Origin of the sequence: Salipiger sp. CCB-MM3, assembly GCF_001687105.1 — a bacterium.
Lineage (GTDB): Bacteria > Pseudomonadota > Alphaproteobacteria > Rhodobacterales > Rhodobacteraceae > Salipiger.
Window position 1 is genome coordinate 34093 of the sequence record NZ_CP014596.1, and the last position, 19994, is coordinate 54086.

The 19994-nt window shown below is 64.8% G+C and carries 17 protein-coding genes; 4 read left to right on the plus strand and 13 right to left on the minus strand.

Annotated features, from left to right (window positions below; all coding sequences use genetic code 11):
* Positions 1-36 precede the first annotated feature (36 nt).
* The 11 genes from AYJ57_RS14075 to AYJ57_RS14125 all read right to left on the minus strand — a co-directional run bounded on the left by AYJ57_RS14075 (position 37) and on the right by AYJ57_RS14125 (position 11729).
* Complete coding sequence (locus tag AYJ57_RS14075; protein ID WP_237220242.1) at positions 37-1884, minus strand: DUF3604 domain-containing protein; 1848 nt, start codon at positions 1882-1884, stop codon at positions 37-39.
* Between the two features lie 305 nt (positions 1885-2189).
* Complete coding sequence (locus tag AYJ57_RS14080; protein WP_066107235.1) at positions 2190-2990, minus strand: SDR family NAD(P)-dependent oxidoreductase; 801 nt, start codon at positions 2988-2990, stop codon at positions 2190-2192.
* Complete coding sequence (locus tag AYJ57_RS14085; protein ID WP_066107237.1) at positions 2987-3865, minus strand: amidohydrolase family protein; 879 nt, start codon at positions 3863-3865, stop codon at positions 2987-2989. The genes AYJ57_RS14080 and AYJ57_RS14085 overlap by 4 nt, the downstream gene beginning before the upstream one ends.
* Positions 3862-4425, minus strand: coding sequence for a carboxymuconolactone decarboxylase family protein (locus AYJ57_RS14090; protein ID WP_066107239.1), 564 nt, complete (start codon positions 4423-4425; stop codon positions 3862-3864). Before AYJ57_RS14090 ends, AYJ57_RS14085 begins: the two co-directional genes overlap by 4 nt.
* Entirely contained in the window at positions 4422-5078 is a 657-nt protein-coding gene (locus tag AYJ57_RS14095) for a glutathione S-transferase N-terminal domain-containing protein (protein ID WP_237220243.1), read from the minus strand. The genes AYJ57_RS14090 and AYJ57_RS14095 overlap by 4 nt, the downstream gene beginning before the upstream one ends.
* A complete protein-coding gene (locus AYJ57_RS14100) occupies positions 5075-6385 on the minus strand; it encodes a TRAP transporter large permease (RefSeq protein ID WP_066107242.1) in 1311 nt (436 codons plus the stop codon). The genes AYJ57_RS14095 and AYJ57_RS14100 overlap by 4 nt, the downstream gene beginning before the upstream one ends.
* Positions 6382-6906 carry a TRAP transporter small permease subunit gene (locus AYJ57_RS14105; protein WP_066107245.1) on the minus strand — a complete coding sequence of 175 codons (525 nt, stop codon included), beginning with the start codon at positions 6904-6906 and terminating at the stop codon, positions 6382-6384. Before AYJ57_RS14105 ends, AYJ57_RS14100 begins: the two co-directional genes overlap by 4 nt.
* A 72-nt stretch (positions 6907-6978) precedes the next feature.
* Positions 6979-8010 (minus strand): C4-dicarboxylate TRAP transporter substrate-binding protein, encoded by a 1032-nt coding sequence (locus AYJ57_RS14110; protein ID WP_066107247.1) that lies wholly within the window; start codon positions 8008-8010, stop codon positions 6979-6981.
* A gap of 115 nt (positions 8011-8125) precedes the next feature.
* The gene (locus AYJ57_RS14115; protein ID WP_066107250.1) at positions 8126-9067 is read right to left on the minus strand and encodes a LysR family transcriptional regulator; all 942 of its coding nucleotides are present in this window, start codon (positions 9065-9067) and stop codon (positions 8126-8128) included.
* Positions 9068-9083: 16 nt separating this feature from the next.
* Positions 9084-9683: a flavin reductase family protein gene (locus tag AYJ57_RS14120; protein WP_066107253.1), complete on the minus strand. Its 600-nt coding sequence runs from the start codon at positions 9681-9683 to the stop codon at positions 9084-9086.
* A 264-nt stretch (positions 9684-9947) separates the two neighbouring features.
* Positions 9948-11729 (minus strand): hypothetical protein, encoded by a 1782-nt coding sequence (locus AYJ57_RS14125; RefSeq protein WP_157374169.1) that lies wholly within the window; start codon positions 11727-11729, stop codon positions 9948-9950.
* Positions 11730-12453: 724 nt separating this feature from the next.
* On the opposite strand from AYJ57_RS14125, the gene AYJ57_RS14130 reads away from it, so the two are divergent.
* Positions 12454-13461 (plus strand): zinc-dependent alcohol dehydrogenase family protein, encoded by a 1008-nt coding sequence (locus AYJ57_RS14130; protein ID WP_066107266.1) that lies wholly within the window; start codon positions 12454-12456, stop codon positions 13459-13461.
* Positions 13462-13778: 317 nt separating this feature from the next.
* On the opposite strand, the gene trmB is transcribed toward AYJ57_RS14130, so the two are convergent.
* Together trmB and AYJ57_RS14140 are read right to left on the minus strand one after the other, a co-directional pair.
* Positions 13779-14492 (minus strand): tRNA (guanine(46)-N(7))-methyltransferase TrmB, encoded by a 714-nt coding sequence (trmB, locus tag AYJ57_RS14135; RefSeq protein WP_066110309.1) that lies wholly within the window; start codon positions 14490-14492, stop codon positions 13779-13781.
* 116 nt (positions 14493-14608) lie between these two features.
* Positions 14609-15649: an aldo/keto reductase gene (locus AYJ57_RS14140; RefSeq protein WP_066107269.1), complete on the minus strand. Its 1041-nt coding sequence runs from the start codon at positions 15647-15649 to the stop codon at positions 14609-14611.
* Between the two features lie 165 nt (positions 15650-15814).
* Here AYJ57_RS14140 and AYJ57_RS14145 point away from each other — a divergent pair, with 165 nt between their 5' ends.
* From AYJ57_RS14145 to metG, 3 genes are all read left to right on the plus strand, one after another.
* On the plus strand, positions 15815-16570 hold the full coding sequence (locus AYJ57_RS14145; RefSeq protein WP_066107272.1) for an SDR family NAD(P)-dependent oxidoreductase: 756 nt from the start codon (positions 15815-15817) through the stop codon (positions 16568-16570).
* A 100-nt stretch (positions 16571-16670) separates the two neighbouring features.
* On the plus strand, positions 16671-17894 hold the full coding sequence (locus AYJ57_RS14150; protein ID WP_066107275.1) for an MFS transporter: 1224 nt from the start codon (positions 16671-16673) through the stop codon (positions 17892-17894).
* A 135-nt stretch (positions 17895-18029) separates the two neighbouring features.
* Entirely contained in the window at positions 18030-19739 is a 1710-nt protein-coding gene (metG, locus tag AYJ57_RS14155; RefSeq protein ID WP_066107278.1) for a methionine--tRNA ligase, read from the plus strand.
* Positions 19740-19994 lie beyond the last annotated feature (255 nt).

Below are 19994 nucleotides of genomic sequence, written 5' to 3' on the forward strand. Positions count from 1 at the left end.
CGGGCGACCCGTGGGCCGCCCGTTGCAAAAGTCAGGTCAGCCCGGCGCGTACCAGATCGGCGAGGTATAGGCGCGCTCGGTGGTGATCATCGGCACTTCTTCGGGCATCTCGACGCCAAAGCGTTTCGCCTCATAGGCGGTCCAGCGCGGCGTCGGGATCTCGATCACCCGCGCGTAGTAGAAGGCTGGCAACGCCGCATCGAACTGGGGGTCCTGCCAGACGCCGATCAACTCGGGCGCGCCGATGGTGTTGGTCCAGCTTGCGTTGGCCACATCGACCGTATTGCCCACATCCGGCAACTTGCCGTTTTCATCCGGCGCCCGGTCACCCGACCAGATCACGTCGAAAACCTTTTCATGGGTCTCGCCTTCGGCGTCGATCCAGCCTTTCACCACCTGAATGCGGTCAAGGTTGCCGGACAGCGGATCCTTCAGCGCCGCCATCAGAAAACTAGGCGCGGCCCCATCCGGAGCAGCCCCGAGATCGCCGCCCATCGGCACGCCCTTGGCATAGCCCGCGTCCGCCGGAAGGCGGCTGATCGTGTCGGCCTCGGAAAAGTCGTAGCCGCCGAAGAAGCGCACCGTCATGCGCGAGCCAGTGGTCGCATAGGTCTCTTTGCGCATCATCGCATCGAAGATCGCCGCGCGGGTGTTCTCGGAGGCCCAGACCGCGCCGAGGCCGCCCGCAGCCTGTTTCCAGCCGTAGATGGTCAGCGAGGGGTCGGGCGCTTCGATCACCACATGCTCCCAGCGATGCGGCTCGGGCTCGACGCCCGAATGCTTGCCAAAGAAGTTATCCTCCTGCGCCGTGGCCATGCCGGTGTGCGAGTCCGTGGCGCCGACCATGCCGAACTTGAAGGGGTTCACCCCTAGGTCGCGCTCGATGGCAAGCCCGCGCTTGAGCGCCTCGCGGGCGTATTCCCCGGCGAGCATGTCGGGCGTCTTCACCTCGGTGCCATTGAGGTTCGAGGCGTCCCAAGTATCGTGATCGGCGAACTCGTCATCGGGGCTGAGGAAAGGATGCGCCTCGCCGTCGCCCTTGATCTGCGTCGGCTCGTAAAGCGGCTCGAACCGCGCGCGCATCTGCGCGATCTCTTCGGTCAGCGCCGAGCCGTCATAGGCATTCATCGAGAACATCCGCCCGTTCGACAGGTTGCCATTGTGCGGGATGGCCAGCACCTCGGCGCCGCTGCGTGCCTCATAGTCGGCGAGATAGTTCCAGAGGTCCTCGGGGTTCTTGCTGTCATATTGCGAGAAGGGCCGGGTCTGGTTCGCCCGCGCCGCATCGTCGCGGAACAGCACGTTGCGGTGCAGGTTGTTGGCGCCCTCGGTGGTGTATTCATAGCCGATGATCGCCGAGAAGACGCCCGGCTCGTTGTAGCGGTCAGCGAGCGCGGTGTAATTCTCCCACGCGTGCTTGATGGCCTTGGGATTGTCGATCGGCGGCGTCTCTCCCGAGAGCGAGGCGACGATCTCCATCGCGGTGTCAAAGGCCCGCTGCGGATCCCCGGCGGTCAGCGCCTCGTACCAAAGCCGCCCCTGCTCGGTGGCAAGCACCTGCGCATCGCCCGACAATAGCTGCGGCATCAGCCCGTACATCTCGGCGTGGTCCGAAATCACCAGCCAGTCAAGCGGACGCGACAGCTTGGCGCGCAGCCCGTGGGTGGTGGTCACTTCCTCACCGCGTGCGAAGCGATAGGCGTCCTCCTGCGACAGCCGCGTCATCGTGCCCGCATCGACCGAGACCATCGTGTGCAGATGCGAGTCCCCCCAGAGCGGCATCTGCGGGAAGTTGCGCCCGGCGTATGGCGAGAAGGCATCGGGCGCGAGCACCACCTCGGTGTCCGCCTGCTCGGTGGAATATTCCTGCGCGGCGGTGCCCAAGGCCCCCAAACCGAGCGCGGCCGCGCTGAGCGTGAGCGCGGCGCGACTGGTTAAGGTGTATATTTGATTAAAGAATATTGGCATTGAATATTTCCTCCCCAAGACAATTTCTCAAAGGAAGCACCAAGAACCCCACGCCGGGGTTTGTATCACATTTTCCCATGCCGCGGGATGAATATGAGCGCGGGCGCGCCCGAGTTGGGGCCGAGACTGCCCGTCCCGGCCCCGATCAACCTTCGTCCGCTCTCAGGCCCTAAGGGACCGTCGTGCCTAGGGCGGGCCGCTTGGCTTGTGCGTGGAAACCGTCAGTCGCAGCGCACCGACATGCCGCCGTCTACGACGATTTCGGTGCCGGTGACAAAGCGCGCCTCGTCGGAGGCGAGGAAGAGCGCCGCATTCGCCGTGTCACGCCCATCGCCCATCCAGCCCATCGGGATGCGTGCCAGCCGCTGCGCCAACAGCGCGTCCACATCGCCGCCGGCGCGCTGGCCCGCCAGCCGCGCCTCGACCATCGGCGTGTGCAACTGCCCCGGCACCACCGTGTTCACCCGCACGCCCTTGGGCGCGTATTCCACCGCCGTGACCTTGCCGAACTGGATCACCGCCGCCTTCGACGAGGCATAGGCCACCTGCGCCGCGCCGGTCCAACGGGTGCCCGAGGTGGAAGAGGTGTTGACGATCGCACCCGAGCCCTGCGCCTCCATATGCGGCAGCACCGATTTGCAGGTCAGGAAGACGGACTTCAGGTTGAAATCCATCTGCCGATCCCAGTCTTCCTCGGAAAGCTGCGCCGCGCCGCCCTTGAACGAGCCACCGACGTTGTTGACCAGAATATCGACCCTGCCAAAGCGGGCGATGCAGGCCGCCACCATGGCCTCGACGCTGGCGCGGTCGGTGACATCGCAGAGATAGGGCTCCACCTCGCCGCCTGCGGCTCGGGTGCGGCTCAGGGTCTCTTCCATCGTGTCGGCGCGCAGATCGACCGCGAAGATCTTTGCGCCCTCTTCGGCGAAGCGCACGCAGGCGGCGCGGCCATTGCCCCAGCCCGGCCCGACGCAGCCCGCGCCGGTGATGATGGCGACCCTGCCTTCAAGCCGCCGGGTCATGCGAGGTCTCCGAAATCGTAAAGGCGCGCGGGGTTGTCCACGAGCAGGCGCTGGAGCGCGTCCGCCGTCGGCGCGATCACCTTCAGCGTATCGACCAGCACGCCATCGTCCGGCGGTGCCGCGCGGAAGTTCGGATGCGGCCAGTCGGTGCCCCAGATGGTGCGCTCGGGGTATAGCGCGACCAGTTTGGCGGCAAAGGGCGTGGCGTCGGCATAGGGCGGCTCTTGCACCGAGCAGCGTTCGGAGCCCGAGACCTTGAGCCAGATATGCTCGTTCTCGCCCAGCCGGATCAGCTCCTGAAACGGTGCCTGATCCATCCCGAAGCTGGCATCGATCCGACCCATGTGGTCGATCACCACCGGGCACGGCAGGTCAGCCAGCACCGGCGCAAGCTCGGCGATCAGCTTTGCCTCCATATGGATCAGCAGCTGCCAGCCGTGCTGCGCCAGCCGCGGAGCCAGTGCGCGCAATTGGTCGTGGGTGGCGCCGGGCGCGAGATGCGACATGTAGTTGAAGCGCACGCCGCGAAAGCCCTGCGCGTGCATCTCGGTGATCTGCGCATCGGTGATCTCGGGCGAGGCCAGCGCGATGCCGAGATAACGCCCCGGACGCGCCGCCATGGCGTCGGCCACCACCGAATTGTCATGGCCGTGACAGCCGGACTGGACGATCACGCAACGGTCGATCCCCAGCATGTCGTGCAGCGCGAAAAGCTCTTCCTTAGGCGCGTCGCCGGGCTTGAAGCCGCTCTCGGGCGCATAGGGGAAACGGGAGGTCGGACCGAAGACATGCACATGGCAGTCGGTGGCGCCCTTCGGCAGGGTCAGCGTCGGGGCGCTGCGGTCCGGGTTCCAAGTGATCGGGGCGTCGTTCATGTCAGCTCCTTCGGCGCGTCTTGGGGCGGGGAGATGCGGAACACGTTGAGCGTGGCAGAGATCAGCGTGTAATAGCCGATGACCCCCACCAGATCGACGAGCCGCTGCGTGCCGAGCACCGCTTCGGCTTCGGCGTAAAGCGCATCGGGCACATTGTTGGTCGTCAGCACAGAGAGCGCAACGAGGTGGGTCACGCGCTCTTCGTCGTCCGCGTAGGGCGGCTCGGCGCCGGTACGTAGCGCCTCGACCAGATCGGGCGAAAGACCAGCCTTAAGCGCCGGGGGCTTATGCGCGAACCACTCGTATTCGGCGCTCCAGTGACGGGCCATGGTGAGGATCGCCAGCTCGCTCAGCCGTGGCTCCAGCGCGCTGTCATAGCGGCAGTACCGCCCAAGCTCCTGCGCCTTGGCGGCCAGCTCGGGGCGGTGCAGCCAGACCGCGAGCGGCCCGCGCACGCCGCCGCGCGGGCCCGAGGCGATGGCTTCGTGGATCTCGCGCTGGCGGTTGGTGTAGGTTTCGGGATCGGGCGCTGCGAGGCGCTGTTTCGGCCAGTCGGTCATTGCGGGGCCTCCGTTGCCTTGAATGCGGGTTCAGCGGCGGCGAAGCGCTCGAGCCAAGACGCCAGTTCAGGCCAGCGGTCGCGCCAGATGACGGGCGCGCGCCAGTCGAGGTAGCCAAGCGCGCAGGCCAGCGAGATCGCCGCCGCGTCGGTACGGGCCGGGTCCGGCGGCAGGGCGGCGAGCGACGAAAGCCCACGCTCGACCTTGCCACGCTGATGCGCCAGCCAGTCATCCGAGATTTTCTCGGCGCTGCGGAAGCGCCCTTCGTAGACCATCAGCAGCGCCGCATCGGTCACGCCGTCGGCAAGGCACGCGCGGGTCAGGCAATGAAAGCGCGCGCGCCCCTCACGCGGGATCAGGCCGCGTCCCTCGGCGAGCGTGTCGAAGAACTCGAGGATCACCCGGCTGTCGTAGAGCGTCTCGCCATCGGTCATCAGGCAGGGCATCTTGCCCAGCGGGTTCTGCTGGCGCAGGTCGTCGGCGGGATCGCGGGTGTCGGCGGCGACCAGTTCGATCCGCTCCGAAAGCCCCAGAACCTGCGCCGCCATCCGCACTTTGCGCCCATAAGGAGAGGTCAGCGTGGTGCGCAGGATCGCCCGGCCGCCCTCCCCCGCGCCGCAAAGCGCGAGGGGTTTGTCGAGGGTCATGCTCATAGCATCGTCTCCGGCAGGAAGAGCGCGATTTGCGGCACAAGGCACAGCAGCACCAGCATCGCAAAGCCAGCCAGCACGAAAGGCAGCAGCCCTTTGAACACCTGCTCCAGCGACACCCGCCCGTTCGAGGCCGATTGCACCACGAAGCAATTGATCCCCACCGGCGGCGTCACCGCGCCAATTTCGACCAGCAGCACCACGAAGATGCCGAACCAGATCGGATCGAAACCGAGGTTCATCATCACCGGGTGGGTGATCGGCAGGGTGATGGCCAGCAGCGCGGGCGCGTCCATCATCATCCCCAGCGCGAGGTAGATCAGCGAGACCAGCAGCACGATCACCCAGCGGTTCACGTCGAGCCCGGTCAGATAGCCGCCCACCGCATTCGCCACGCCCGAGAGCGCAAGGAACTTCGAGAAGACCAGTGCGCAGATCAGGATGCCGAAGATCATCGCCGAGGTCTGGATCGTTTCCAGGAGCGTCTTGCGCAGCTCCACGCCCTTAATCCCCCGGTGCCGGATGATCGCCAGCAGGAAGGTGGCGAAGGCGCCGATGCCGCCCGCCTCGGTCGGGGTGAAGATGCCGACGTAAAGGCCCACGACGATCAACAGGATGATCAGCACCAGCGGACCGGCCAGCTTCAGCGAGGCGAACTTTTCGCGCAGGGTGAAGCTGTAGCTCTCTTGCGGTGCCAGCGACGGGTTGCGCAGCACGGTCAGCCAGATTGCGAGGCAGAGCACGATGGCGAAGACGATGCCGGGGATGAAGCCCGCGATCAGCAGCGCGCCGATCGAACTGTCGGTGAGGATGCCATAGACCACCACCAGCGCCGAGGGTGGGATCATCACCGCCAATGTGCCCGCGATGGCGATCGAGGCCGAGGCGAGACTCTTGTCGTAGCCCCGGTCAAGCATCTGCGGCAGCGCCAGCTTGGTGAAGACGGTCGCCGTGCCCACCGAGGAGCCCGAGGCCGCGCCGAAGGCCGCAGCGCCAAGCGTCGTCGAGATCGCCAGACCGCCGCGCAGGTTGCCGAGCCATTTGGTGGTGGCCTCGAAAAGGTCTTCGCCGAGGCCCGCGCGCATGGCGAAGAAGCCCATGAGCAGGAACAGCGGGATGACCGAGAAGTGGAAGCTGTGGGTGGTGTCGAAGAAGACGGTGCCAAGGATCGCCGTCGCGGCCTTGAAGCCGACGAGCGAGGCAAGGCCGAAGGCGCCCACAAGGCCCAGCACCACCATCACGTTGATGCCCAGCAGGATGCCGCCGAACAGTCCGGCCACGCCAATCCCACCAATCAGGAGCGAGCTCATTCCATCACCTCATCAGAGTCGTCGTCGAGAGTTCCGCCAAGCGCCACCCAGATCCCGTCGAGGAGGTACTGGATCGCCAGCAGGCCAAGGCCAAAGCAGATCGCGAATTTGATCGGCCAGATCGGGAAGCGGATCGAGCCGCGTTCAAGCTCGCCGATGGCGAAGCTCTTGGCCGCCATCAGCCAGCCCGCGTAGGCGGCCCATGCGAAAAGCACGAAGCCCGCCAGCATCGCCAGCACCTTTGCGGCGCGCGCGAGCCCGTGCGGCAGGCGCTGGGTCAGCAGCACCACCTTGATGTGGCCGCCATGCATCTGGGTCAGCGCCAGCGACAGGAAAATGATCAGTGGCAGCGCGCTTTCGGTCAGCTCCAGCGTGCCGGTGACCGGCTGGTTGAAGACGTAGCGCATCACCACATTGGCCACGACGAGCAGCATGACCGCGAAGATCAGCACGCCCGAGGCGAGGCCGCATAGCGACAGGAATGCGCCGTAGCGACGGCGCAGGGTTTCTAGCGTTTGCATCTTTCGGGACTCTTTCGAGGGAGAGGTCCCGCGCCGGGGGTACGCTTTGGCGCGGGACCGGTCACGTCCGGATCAGGACGGTGTGTCGAAGTCGAAGCTCTTGGCGATTTCGTCAGCCGGAACGCCAAGCGCGTTTGCCTTGTCGATCCATTCCTGACGCACGTCCTGCACGCCAGCGTCGTCCAGAACGCCCAGCAGTTCTTCTTGCGGGAAGGGGATCACCTCGACGCCCAACTCACCTTTCCAAAGCTCGCGCACGCGCGCTGCGTCTTCGTCGAGCACGCGGGCGTATTCCACGAGGTAGTCCTTGCCGAGCTGATCGATGACAGCCTTGGTTTCGTCATCCATCCCGTTGTAGCTGTCGAGGTTCATCGCCAGCAGGTGGCCAAAGGAGGCGCCCAGTGGGATCTCGATGTAGTATTTGGCAACCTCGTCGTACTTCCAGCCGCGCGCTAGCGCCGGGCCGATCGGGGTGCAATCGATGATCGAGCGCTGCAGAGCCTCATAGGCCTCGGAGGTGGCGATCGACACCGGCGACGCGCCGAGCGCCTCGATCAGCTTGGGATAGGCAAAGCCATAAGAGCGGATACGCAGGCCCTTCATGTCCGCCGCGCTCTTCACCGGCTTGGTGCAGAGCAGGCCGTAATCCTCGAGCGGACGGAAGCCGAAGGCGTGCAGGTTCTGGCTTTCCAGCTCTTCGCTGAACTGCGGATAGGTGGCGTGCATCTCTTCCATGAACTGCCCCACTTCGAGGGTGTTCATCGGCTGCGGGATGAAGAAGCCGACCGCGTTGTTGAGCGGCATGAGATCGGGGAAATAGGGGGTGATGATGTCGCCGAAATCACCGACGCCCGCGGCCAGCGCCTCGGGGATCTCGCGGGTCTTGGCGACCGAGCCGCCCCAGAACACCTCGATGCTGTGCGTGCCGCCGGTGCGCTCGGCGAACTGGTCAACGAGCCACTGCGTGGTGATCGCCTGCGCGTCGCCCGCGCCCTGCGGCTTGAAGGTGATCCATTTGTAGGTGTCCGCCTGTGCCATGCTGGCAAGGCCGGTTGCCGTCGCGAGCGCAAGCGCCGACGACCGCAGGAATGCGTTCAGAGACATGTGTCCTCCCAAGGTTGCGGACCCTCCTCCGGGCCCGTCTGAGGCGATAGTCGTGGATCGCCAGACATGATTCAAATACTGTTATATGATCGACGCGATACCTTTTAGGTATTGCTCAGCGCCAGATGCCGGACGCCACGAGGTCGCCGACGATGTCACGCACCAGAGCCTCGACCACTTGAATCGCCTTCTTGCCGCGCTGGTCGGCCTTGGTGGCGGTGCACAGCGTCCATGCCATCTGCGGCTTTACGATGGGCCGCGCCTCGAGCGTGCCGTTCTGCACCTCCGAGAGCACCCCGCCATAGGTCAGGATGGTGAACCCATGGCCGTGCCGGACCAAGGATTTCAGGTGCCACACCCCATCCACCCGCTGCACGATGTTCAATTCGGCGCCGATCTCGTCGGCGTGCTTGTCGACGAGGATGCGCAGAAAGTTGGGGCGGCTCGGCATGATCAGCGGCATCGCCGCGGCCTCGGCGAGCGTGTAGCTGTCCTTGTCGAGCGCGCCGCAGGGGCCGACGACATTGAGGTGCTCGACCAGAAGCTCTGTGGTGACGATGTCGTCCTGCAGCGGCGCGTCATGCATCACCGCCAGTCCGATCTCGCCTTGCGAGAGTTTGTGTTCGAGCGCGTTCGAAAACCCCTCGACGAAGCGCAGCTCGATCTCGGGGTACTCGGCTTTGACCCGAGACAGCAGCGGCGGGGTGATGAACTCGCCCGGCGTCGGCGGCATCCCGACCACGACCACCCCCTGCGGGCGATCGGCATGGGCGGTGACATCGTGATGCGCCTGCGCGATCTGCGCCATGATCGCATAGGCGCGGCGCTGCAGGATCTCACCCGCCTCGGTCAGTTCCATCCCCCGCGCCGTGCGGTTGAAGACCTTGAGCCCCAGATCGCTCTCGAGCCGGGCGATCTGGCGGCTGAGCGCGGGCTGGGCGATGCGCAACCGCTCGGAAGCGCGCGTCATGTTCTTTTCCTCCGCAACGCAGAGGAAATAGCGCAGGGTGCGCAGCTCTGGCTGCCAATCGCGCAGCGTGCTTCCGGTTTCGACCATCTCCCCCCTCCCCGGCTCAGTCGTCGGGCCGGATAAGCTCCCACGCCTCGGTAACGGTGGCATAGTCGCGATAGCCCATGCGCGAGATCGGCCGCGCCTTTACCGTGTCGAAGCGTCCGCCGGTGATGTATTCGTCGCGAATGTGGGTCTGCACCACTTGCCCGATGACCATGAAACGGTCGATCGGCGCGCCGGTCCGGTCGGTGAGTTCGCTCACCGAAAGCGTCAGGCATTCCAGCGCCGCCGGGCTTTCGGCGACGAAGGGCGCATTGGTCTCGACGCTGGTCCCGAGGGTCAGCCCCGCCTTCTCAAACTCATTGGCGCCGTCGGGCATCGCTTCGGACGAGATGTTCATCTCCTGCGCCAGCGCCTCGGTCGCCAGCGAGAAAGTGAACTCGCCCTGATCGCGCGCATTGACCACCGAGTGCTTCAGCCCGTCCGAGGTGAAGCAGATCATATGCGGGCTGTTGCCGATGGCGTTGAAGAAGGAATAGGGCCCGAGGTTCGGCACGCCCTCGGCATTGCGCGTGCCGATCCAGCCGATGGGGCGCGGCGCGATGATCGCCTTGAACGGATCGAACGTCAGGATGTCGGGGCGGGTATCGCCGTAATGCATGGGGCCTCCTCGGGAATTCACACGCTTTTCTAAGGCGAAGGCGGCCCGGAACACCATCGCTTTCGCGACGTCGCTGCCGGTGCGGGCGGTGTCTGGGTGAGCTCAAGGGCTGGTGTTTGGCGGCGCTGACCGCTTTGCGGGTGCCATAAACGTCGCGGCCTTCCCCGCTAGAACGGACGCAGGCAGCGCTGATTTGCCCGCCAAAGTACAATCGGGCGGCGCCAGCAGGGCGCCGCCCGAATAGACCACAACCGGTCAGCCCGCTCAGGCGAAGAGCGCGTCGCTCGGCGTGAAGGCGAGCGTGTCGATACGCATCGGCTCGTTGCCGCGATCACCGACGCCATAAAAGATGATCTCGTCGCCCGCTTCGATGTCGACGTCTTCGATCACGTGGTGCGTCAGGGTCTGCTTGTTGGCAAAGGCGCTGCCGAGGTTCTGATCCCAGTACCATGCGTCGAGCACTTCGTCATTGAGCCGCACCTCAAGGTAGGACACCCCGTCGTTCTCGTCGAAGTAATCGATGCGCATGTCATAGGTGCCCGACTCGCCATCGAACGTGGTGGTCGCCGTCCCTTCATGCTGCGATTTGATGACCTTGCGGCCCGAAGCATCCCCCAAGCTGGCGGTCCGAAAGTCCCCTGAAAGATCAAAGTCCTCCGCCTCGATGCTAAACCCCTCCGCCGAAGTCCCGTTGTCGCCGCCCGCGGTGACCGTCTGCTCATCAAAACTGGTGTCCTCTTCGTCGACGCTATCGTCTGGCGTGTAACTCAAATCGACAGAGACGGTCGGAGCGGAGCCGAACCCATCGAGCAGCCCATTGATGTAATCCTCGATGTTGGCGATCCCGTTTCCATCCGCATCGCCCTGTGCATCCGCCTTGTTGGCGTTCGAGCCAAGCAGCACCTCATGGACGTCGGGAATGCCGTCGTCGTCGCTGTCTTTCAGCGCCGAGGAACTGCCACGGTCAAGGTAGCCGCCCACCTCCTTTGGCGCATCAATAAGCTCACCAGTGTCGTTCAGCACTGTCTTGATGATGCGCTCGTCGATCTCGCTCCGTTCGCCATCAATCATGACGCCCGCATGGGAAAGCACCCAGCCGAGAACCTTGCTCGTCGGGAGAATTTCCTCGGTCGCCGGATCGAAAACGAGGCCGCTCTTGATCCTGTTGGTCGCATCGCCGCCGATTTCCGAGACATTGTCCGAAATGTAAAATGCATTGTCGCCCGAGCCGGAATTGACCCGGATTGCCGCACGTCCATCGGAATCGTCGCCGGAAATCATCACGTTGCCGATGGCATGAAGGCTCCCGCCATGGACTTCGAGGCCCTGCCGACCGTAGTTGTAGACGACGTTATTCACGAACTCGATGCTCTCGGAGGCATCCTTGACGATCGCGTTGCGCTGGTCGTTGCTGGCGAAAAGATTGCCGATGATGCTGATGTTGGAACTGCCATCGCCGATCAGCATGCCCATGCTGTGATCGCCCTTCGAGTGCGATGAATTCACCAGGCCTTCGGCGATGATGTTGTCCGACCAGGTGACATTGCTGGGGCCACCCCAGGTCGATGCGTTCTCGTCGATCGCCCAGGACAGCGAATTGCTGTCGATGATGACATTCTTGACCACACGTCCGTCCTTGCCGACCGAAATGCCATCTCGGTTGTCCGGATCATGGCCATCTTTCGAGTCGCCCGGGCGCACATTCATGCCACGGATGATCACATTGCTTTCGACGACACGCAGCCGCGCGCCAGTCACGGTGATGCCACCCGGTGCCGTTTGCCCAGCCAAGGTGACATCGCCGTTAATTTGAATTTGGTCCGTGAGGTCGATTTGTCCGCCGACCTCAAACACGACAATGCGGGGCCCATCGAGGTCCTCGAGCGCCCACCGCAGCGAGCCTTTGCCGGAGTCGTTCAAATTGGTAACCTTAACAACCTCACCACCACGCCCCCCGGTCGTGTCCGCACCAAATCCTTGCGCTCCCTCGAACGCCAACGTCTTATTGTTTTCTACGCCCATCTGAAAATTAATCCCGAAATTCATCCTAAGGTTGTAAGCTCTTGGTCTGACATAGAAAATGCTCAGACGCCCCATCCGCCCAGAGACATCTTTCGATGGGAAGCTTTGCCAGAGGATCTGGGAGATTTACCGCCGACAGGGCGCGAGCGATTCTGTGCTCAGCCCAGACATTCCGGGCGGTGTTCCGAGAAGATTCTTGCCAACTCCGCCCTGAATGCCGCCGTGCAGCGCCCGAGTTGATCTACAATTTTTTCGAAACAATTGAGTTTTAATGGGTTCTGTACGGAAACGTTAAGTGGGTGCCCAACATTTGTTCGGCGAACAATTGCCGGACCGTCACTGGCGAAATTCCGCACTTTTGCTGCCCGAAAAACAGGCTTAGGCTCAATTTTCAGCACTTTTCGCTGTGTTTTGGGGCCAGCCGCCCCAAAATGAACGCAGTTCACCCGGCGCGTTCGTCCAATTGCGCTCAAGCAACCCTGCCCCCGGCGGAAGTGGTCGGCAGTGCGCGTGAGAGACGCTCGAGGACCGACGGACGAGACAAGACTAACCGGAGACGTCCCAAACATTCCAGCGCATTAGCCCGAAACCATACGTCGCCACGCGGTCGAAATGAGCCCGCAACACCCGCAGATCGCAGATCGCAGATCGCAGATCGCAGATGACGTGGCCTAAACGCCGCGCCGATCTACCTCCGGGGACAAGGGCCCACGCGGCCAGTGACCAGCAAGACCGAAGGACACCCCCCATGAAACAGATCGCGATCAAGGCACCCGGCGGGCTCGACAATCTTATCCTGTCTGACGCCCCGGACGCAGAGGCTCCCAATCCCGGCGAAATCACCGTCCGGCTTCATGCCAACTCTCTGAACTTTCACGACTACATGGTCGCGAAGCGCGAAAATGGTGCGGCAGACGGGCGCATTCCAATGGCCGATGGAGCCGGTATGGTGACGGCGACGGGGGACGGCGTTACGGAGTTTTCGGTCGGGGATCACGTCGTATCGTGCTTCTTTCCCGACTGGCAGGACGGCGACGACCGCCCTTCTGATTTCGCCCGTGTCCCCGGCGACGGCATCGACGGCTACGCCCGCGCAACGGTGACCCTGCCCGCGACTTGGTTTACCCGCGCGCCGATGGGCTGGAGCCACGCCGAAGCCGCGACCATCACCACCGCCGGGCTGACCGCCTGGCGTGCGCTGGTAGTCGACGGCGGTCTGAAGCCCGGCGATACCGTCGCGGTTCTGGGCACTGGCGGGGTGTCGATCTACGCGCTGCAGCTGGCCAAGGCGATGGGCGCGAAGGTTATCGCCACCTCCTCTTCGAACGCGAAGCTCGAGAAGCTCCGGGCACTCGGGGCCGATCACGTCATCAACTATCGCGAGACCCCCGAGTGGGGTGCCGAGATGCAGCGGCTCACCGGCGGGCGCGGTGTCGATCTGATCGTTGAGGTCGGCGGCCCGGCCACGCTGGCGCAGTCGATCGCCGCTGGCCGCCCCGGTGCGCATATCGCGCTGATCGGGATCCTGACCGGCGTCGCCGGAGATATCCCCACGGCCACGCTCATGCGCAAACAGCAGCGGCTGCAGGGTCTGATCGTGGGCTCGCGCAAACATCAGCAAGATTTCGTGGCCGCGCTCGATACCCTCGAAATCCGCCCGGTCATCGACCGAAGCTTCGAACTGGCCGATCTGGCCGAGGCCTTCCGCTATCAGGAAGGTGGCGCGCATTTCGGGAAGATCTGCGTGAACATGTGAAGCTGGAAGGCCCCGGACCCGGAGGGAAACCGGTCCGGGGCCTTCTCGCTGTCCGCATCGCTGTGGCAGGCGTGCCTGCCCTGCCTTGGCGACGGGTCTCAGAACGTCATTGCGGGCGCCTTTCTCAAGGCGTGCGCAGCGGCGTTACGGGACAGATACCGCCGATACTCCCGGTTGAAGCGCTTCTCCAGCCCCAATCGTCGTTCCGTCCCGACTTAGTCAGTTTTACTTGGCCTCGCGCTCGCCTTCAAGTTGCAAGTACCCTCCTCACGCGGGAACGCCGCACGTTCCGAGGGCCTAGAGGCAGAGCGCCCGGCTCAGCGCCGGCGGAAGGTCATATAGTGGGGCGTGCGGCCTTCGCGCAGGGCCTTCTGCTCGTAGCGGGTCGAGATCCAGTCACCCCAAGGCTCGCGCCAGTCGGCGGGGCCTTCGGCGAGCCATTCGAACCCGGCTTTCGGCACTTCGACCATGGTCTGGCGCACGTAGTCGGGGATGTCGGTGGCAACGCGGAAGATCGCGCCCGGCTTCATCGCATTCGCCAGCGGCTCAAGGTGCTCTTGCGTGACGAAGCGGCGTCGGTGGTGCTTCTTCTTCGGCCAAGGGTCGGGATAGAGAAGGAATGCCCGGTCGAGGCACCCATCCGGCAGCACGTCGAAGAGGTTGCGCGCATCGCCCGGATAGACCTTGAGGTTGTCCACCTTCGCGTCGCGGATCTTGCCCAGCAGCATGGCGACGCCATTGATGTAGGGCTCGCAACCGATGATCCCCACGTCGCGATTGCTGGCCGCCTGATGCACCAGATGCTCGCCGCCGCCAAAGCCGACCTCGAGCCACACCGGCTTGCCGCCGAACATGGCGTCCATGTCGAGGGCGTCGCGCTCGGGGTTCACCTCCCAATCCACCGGCCCCGGCGACAGCGCCGCCAGATCCTCTTCGAGGTAGGTCTCTTGGCTCGGACGCAGGGTCTTGCCCTTCACACGGCCATAGAAATTGCGCCACGGGGCGCCGGGATGTTTGTTCGAGGTGGTCATGCGCCGCGATTTAACGGCGAAGCGGGCGCGGAGCAATCCTCTCCGCGCCCTTTTATCATAGAGCATGCGCGTCCCGCTGCCGCGATGGCTTTGGTTGGCCCGCGCGATGCCGCCCCTCAGTAGGGGAACGGATGCGCCTTATGGGTGGCGTCGATACGTTCGAGCAGTTCGTCGGACAGTGTGACCTCCGCCGCGCCGAGCAGATGCTCGAGCTGGCCGATGGTGGTCGCACCGAAGATCGACGAGGCCACGAAGGGCCGCCGCGCCGACCACGCCAGCGCCATATGCACCGGGTCGATGTCGAACTCGCGGGCAAGGTCAAGATAGGCCGCCACCGCCGGGAAGACACGCTCGGAGGCGCGCCCGCCCAGATCGCCGTTGATCGACATGCGCGAGGCTTCGGGCACCGCGCCATCCTGATATTTGCCGGTCAGCAGCCCGGCCCCGAGCGGCGAATAGGGCAGCAGGCCCACGTCTTCGTTGACCATCAGTTCGCCAAGATCGGTGTCGGCCATCCGGTAGAGCAGCGAATATTCGTTCTGCACCGAGGCGACACGCGGTCCGCCCACCTCATCGGCCATGCGCAGCCATTCCGCGGTGCCCCATGCGCTGTCGTTCGACAGGCCGAAGGCGCGGATCGTGCCACGTTCCACCTCGCGCTGCAGCGCACCGAGAGCGTCGGCCATATGCTGGCGCGTCGCCTCGCGATCCTGTTTCCACGGCGCGAAGGTCCAGTTCTGGCGGAAGGCATAGCTGCCGCGGTTCGGCCAGTGGAACTGATAAAGGTCGATATAGTCGGTCTTCAGCCGCTTCAGCGAGGATTCGACCGCCACGGGGATCGTCTCGGAACTGATCGGAGCCTCGTCGCGGACCAGTTTCGACGGCCCGGTGTGCTTGCTGGCGAGGATCCAGTCGCCGCGGCGACCGCTCTTCTCGAACCAGTCGCCGAGGATTTCCTCGGTCCGGCCCACGGTCTCGGCACGCACCGGGTTCACCGGGTACATCTCGGCGGTGTCCATGAAATTGATGCCGGCATCGAGCGCGCGCTCGATCTGCGCAAAGGCGTCCTCGGGCGGCGTCTGGTTGCCATAGGTCATCGTCCCGAGGCAGAGCTCGGTCACCGACATGCCGGTACGGCCCAGCAGATTTTTCTTCATTGGGAGTCTCCTGTTAGCGCAGGGGCGGACACTAGTGGCCTTTGCCGCGTTGCCAAGCCCCCGAGGCGCACAGTGACTCTGCGGCAGCGCGCTTTGCACAGCATGCAGGCAATGCATAGGTCTTGAACAAGTCCGGACAAGCCCGGCACTTCAAGGAGAATTCCCATGCCTTCCCTGCCTTCCCAGCGTTTTGACCATCAGACCGCCATCGTCACCGGCGCGGCCTCCGGCATCGGTGCCGCCATCGCCGAACGTCTGGCCGCCGAAGGGGCCACCGTCATCATCGCCGATCTCAAGCTGGACGCAGCCGAAGCCATGGCCAAGACCCTGCCCCGCGCCATTGGCATTGCCGTGGATGTCTCGGATGAGGCATCGGTGGCCGCGCTGGTCGAGAAGACGGTGAAACGCACCGGGCGGCTCGACCTGCTGGTCAACAACGCCGGGATCGGCGGCCCCGCCGCCACCGTCGGCGACTACCCCACTGACGCTTGGCGCAAGGTGATCGACGTGAACCTCAGCGGTGTCTTCTACGGCATGCATTTCGCCATCCCCGAGATGAAAAAGACCGGCGGCGGCGCGATCGTCAACATTGCCTCGATCCTCGGCTCGGTTGGCATCCCCATGTCGCCCGCATATGTCGCCGCGAAACACGGCGTGGTGGGGCTGACCAAAAGCGCGGCGCTGGAGCACGCGAGCGACAAGATCCGCGTCAATTCCATCGGGCCGGGCTTCATCCACACGCCACTGCTGGACCAGACGCTGGACGCGGCGACGCAGGATCACCTCGCCGGGCTGCACGCGATGAAACGCATGGGCACCCCCGAGGAAGTGGCCGCGCTGGCCGCCTTCCTGCTCTCGGACGAGGCGAGCTTCGTCACCGGCTCTTACCATCTGGCCGACGGCGGCTACACGGCGCAGTAACCGCGCCCACCGCAGAGCCATTTTCCCCGAGGCACAAAAACGACGCCGCCCTGTCGCCTTCGGTCGCGACAGGGCGGCGCGCGCATGGCCCTAAGCCCCCATGCGCCTGCCACTTTCCTTCGCCGCCCTCTTCCTCTCCGTCATCCTGCAGCAGCTCTCGTCCGGCGGCGTCGGTCCGCTGGATGCGCTCTCGGGGTTCGCGCTGAATTTCACCACCGCGCAGATCGGCTTTCTCGGCTCGGCGCATTTCATCGGCTTCTTCATCGGCTGCTGGTGGGCCCCGCGGTTGATGGGCTCGGTGGGCCATTCGCGCGCCTATGCCGCCTTCACCGCTGCCGGGGTGATCGGTCTCGTGGCGCACCCGCTGCTGACCACCGCCGAGGCATGGGCCGTCTTCCGCATCGCCACGGGCCTGTCGGTGGCCGGAGCCTATACGGTGATCGAAGCCTGGCTGCAGGCCGAGGTCACCAACCAGACCCGCGGCCGCGCCATGGCCGCCTACCGCATGGCCGACATGGGCGCGGCGCTGGTGGCGCAGATGCTGATCGGCGTGCTCGAGCCCGCGCATTACGTCAGCTACAACCTGCTGGCGCTGCTGTGCTGCACCGCCATGCTGCCGATCACCCTGACCCGCCGCGCGCAGCCCGCCACGCCCTCGGCCCCCCGACTGCGGCCCGGCCTTGCTGGCGCGCGCTCGCCGCTCGCGGTGGCGGGTGTCATCGTCTCGGCGCTTTCGGGCGCGAGCTTTCGGATGGTCGGCCCGATCTACGGCGCTGGCGTCGGGCTGCGGGCCGATCAGATCGGTCTTTTCCTTGCCGCCTACATCGCGGGCGGCGCGGCGGCGCAATACCCGGTGGGCTGGCTCGCCGACCGTGTGGATCGCCGTACGGTGCTGATCTGGCTGTCGGTCGCCTCGATCCTCGTGGCGCTGGCGACGGCGAGCCTGCCCGCCCTGCCCGCGCCTGCAGTGATGGCCATGGCCGCGCTCTTTGGCGTCGTCACCTACCCGATCTATTCGGTCTCTGCCGCCCACGCCCATGACTTCGCCGACAGCTCCGAGCGGGTCGAGCTCTCGGCGGCGCTGATGTTCTGGTACGCGGTGGGCGCCATTGCCGCCCCCTATGGCGCCGCGCTGCTGATGGCCGCACACGGCCCGTCGTCGCTGTTTCTGCTGATCGCCGCCGGGCACCTCGTGCTGGTGATCTTCGGCCTGATCCGCATGCGCGCCCGCCCTGCCGAGCGCCGCACCCCATATGTCTACGCGCCGCGCACCAGCTTCCTCATCGGTCGCCTGCTGTCGCGTCAGCGCGACGACAGAGAATAGAACCTCCGCTTCGTCTAGAGGCAAATATCCTAGGGGTAGCGCGAGGGGGCAGAGAGCCCCCTCGCTCCTGCACTGGCAAGCCTGCGCAACATCCGCTAAGGACGCGACAACTCCAGATTCATTCGCGGGACGAACATGGCACGTCATCTGATCACCTCGGCGATCCCCTATATCAACGGGATCAAGCATCTCGGAAACCTCGTGGGCAGCCAGCTGCCGGCCGATCTCTTCGCCCGCTACCAGCGCGCGCGCGGCAACGAGGTGCTGTTCCTCTGCGCCACCGACGAGCACGGCACCCCCGCCGAGCTCGCCGCCGCCAAGGCCGGCAAGCCGGTGGCCGAATATTGCGCCGAGATGCACGAGGTGCAGTCGAAGATCGCCGAGGGCTTCCGCCTCAGCTTCGATCACTTTGGCCGCTCGTCGAGCCCGCAGAACCACAAGCTGACCCAGCATTTCGCCGGGGTGCTGGCCGAGCGAGGACTGATCCGCGAAGTGTCGGAGACACAGATGTATTCGCCCACTGACGGGCGCTACCTGCCGGACCGCTACATCGAGGGCACCTGCCCGAACTGCGGCTTCGAGGATGCGCGCGGCGATCAATGCGACAATTGCACCAAGCAGCTCGATCCGGTGGACCTGATCAACCCGCGCTCGGTGATCTCGGGCGCCACCGACCTGCAGATGCGCGAGACCAAGCACCTCTACCTCTGCCAGAGCCAGATGAAGGACGAGCTGGAGGCGTGGATCGACAGCAAGACCGACTGGCCGGTGCTGACCACCTCGATCGCCAAGAAATGGCTGAACGACGGCGATGGCCTGCAGGACCGCGGCATCACCCGCGACCTCGACTGGGGCATCCCGGTCAAGAAGGGCGACGAAGACTGGCCCGGCATGGAAGGCAAGGTCTTCTACGTCTGGTTCGACGCGCCCATCGAATATATCGCCTGCTCGCAGGAGTGGGTCGACGCGGGCAAAGGCGACGATTGGGAGCGCTGGTGGCGCACCGACAAGGGCGCGGAAGACGTGACCTACACGCAGTTCATGGGCAAGGACAACGTGCCCTTTCACACCCTCTCGTTCCCGGCCACGATCCTCGGCAGCGGCGAGCCGTGGAAGCTGGTCGACTACATCAAGTCGTTCAACTACCTCAACTACGACGGCGGTCAGTTCAGCACCTCGCGCGGGCGCGGCGTGTTCATGGATCAGGCGCTGGAGATCCTCCCGGCGGACTATTGGCGCTGGTGGCTGCTCAGCCACGCCCCGGAAAGCTCGGATAGCGAGTTCACCTGGGAGAACTTCCAGTCCTCGGTGAACAAGGACCTCGCCGACGTGCTCGGCAACTTCGCCTCGCGCGTGACCAAGTTCTGCCGCTCGAAGTTCGGCGAAGTGGTGCCCGAAGGCGGCGCCATGGGCGATCTGGAGGCCAAGCTGATCGCAGATCTGGCGGAGAAGATCCGCGAGTATGAGACGCAGATGGAAGCGCATGAGGTCCGCAAGGCCGCTGGCGCGCTGCGCGCCGCCTGGGTTCTGGGCAACGAATACCTGCAGGAAGCCGCGCCGTGGTCGACCTTCAAGACCGATCCCGAGGCCGCGGCGATGCAGATCCGCCTCGCGCTCAACATGATCCGTCTCTACGCGGTGATCTCCTCGCCCTTCATCCCCGACGCCTCGGCACAGCTTCTGGCGGCGCTGAAGACCGAGGACGACAGCTGGCCGGGCGATCTGGCTGCGGCGCTCGACGTGCTGCCCGCGGGCCACACCTTCGAGGTTCCCGATGTGACCTTCCGCAAGATCACCGATGCCGAGCGCGACGACTGGCAGGAGCGCTTTGCCGGCACGCGCTGAGACGCCTCCGACGGGCGTATTTTGGGAACAATGAAAGCGCGCGGTCCAAACAGGGCCGCGCGCTTTTCTTTGACCGGGCGAGGCCGAGCCTAAGGCATTTGTGGCCGCGGGCTTTGGCCCCCAGTGGTGCGTCGGTTTTCGCCAGTCCGAGTGAATAGCACAGGCACCTACTCGCGCAGGATGCTCGCGCTTCAGTGCGGGTAGCCGACGCGCCGACCCGGCGTGGTCGCTTTTCGTTTTCGAGATGCTTGCGGG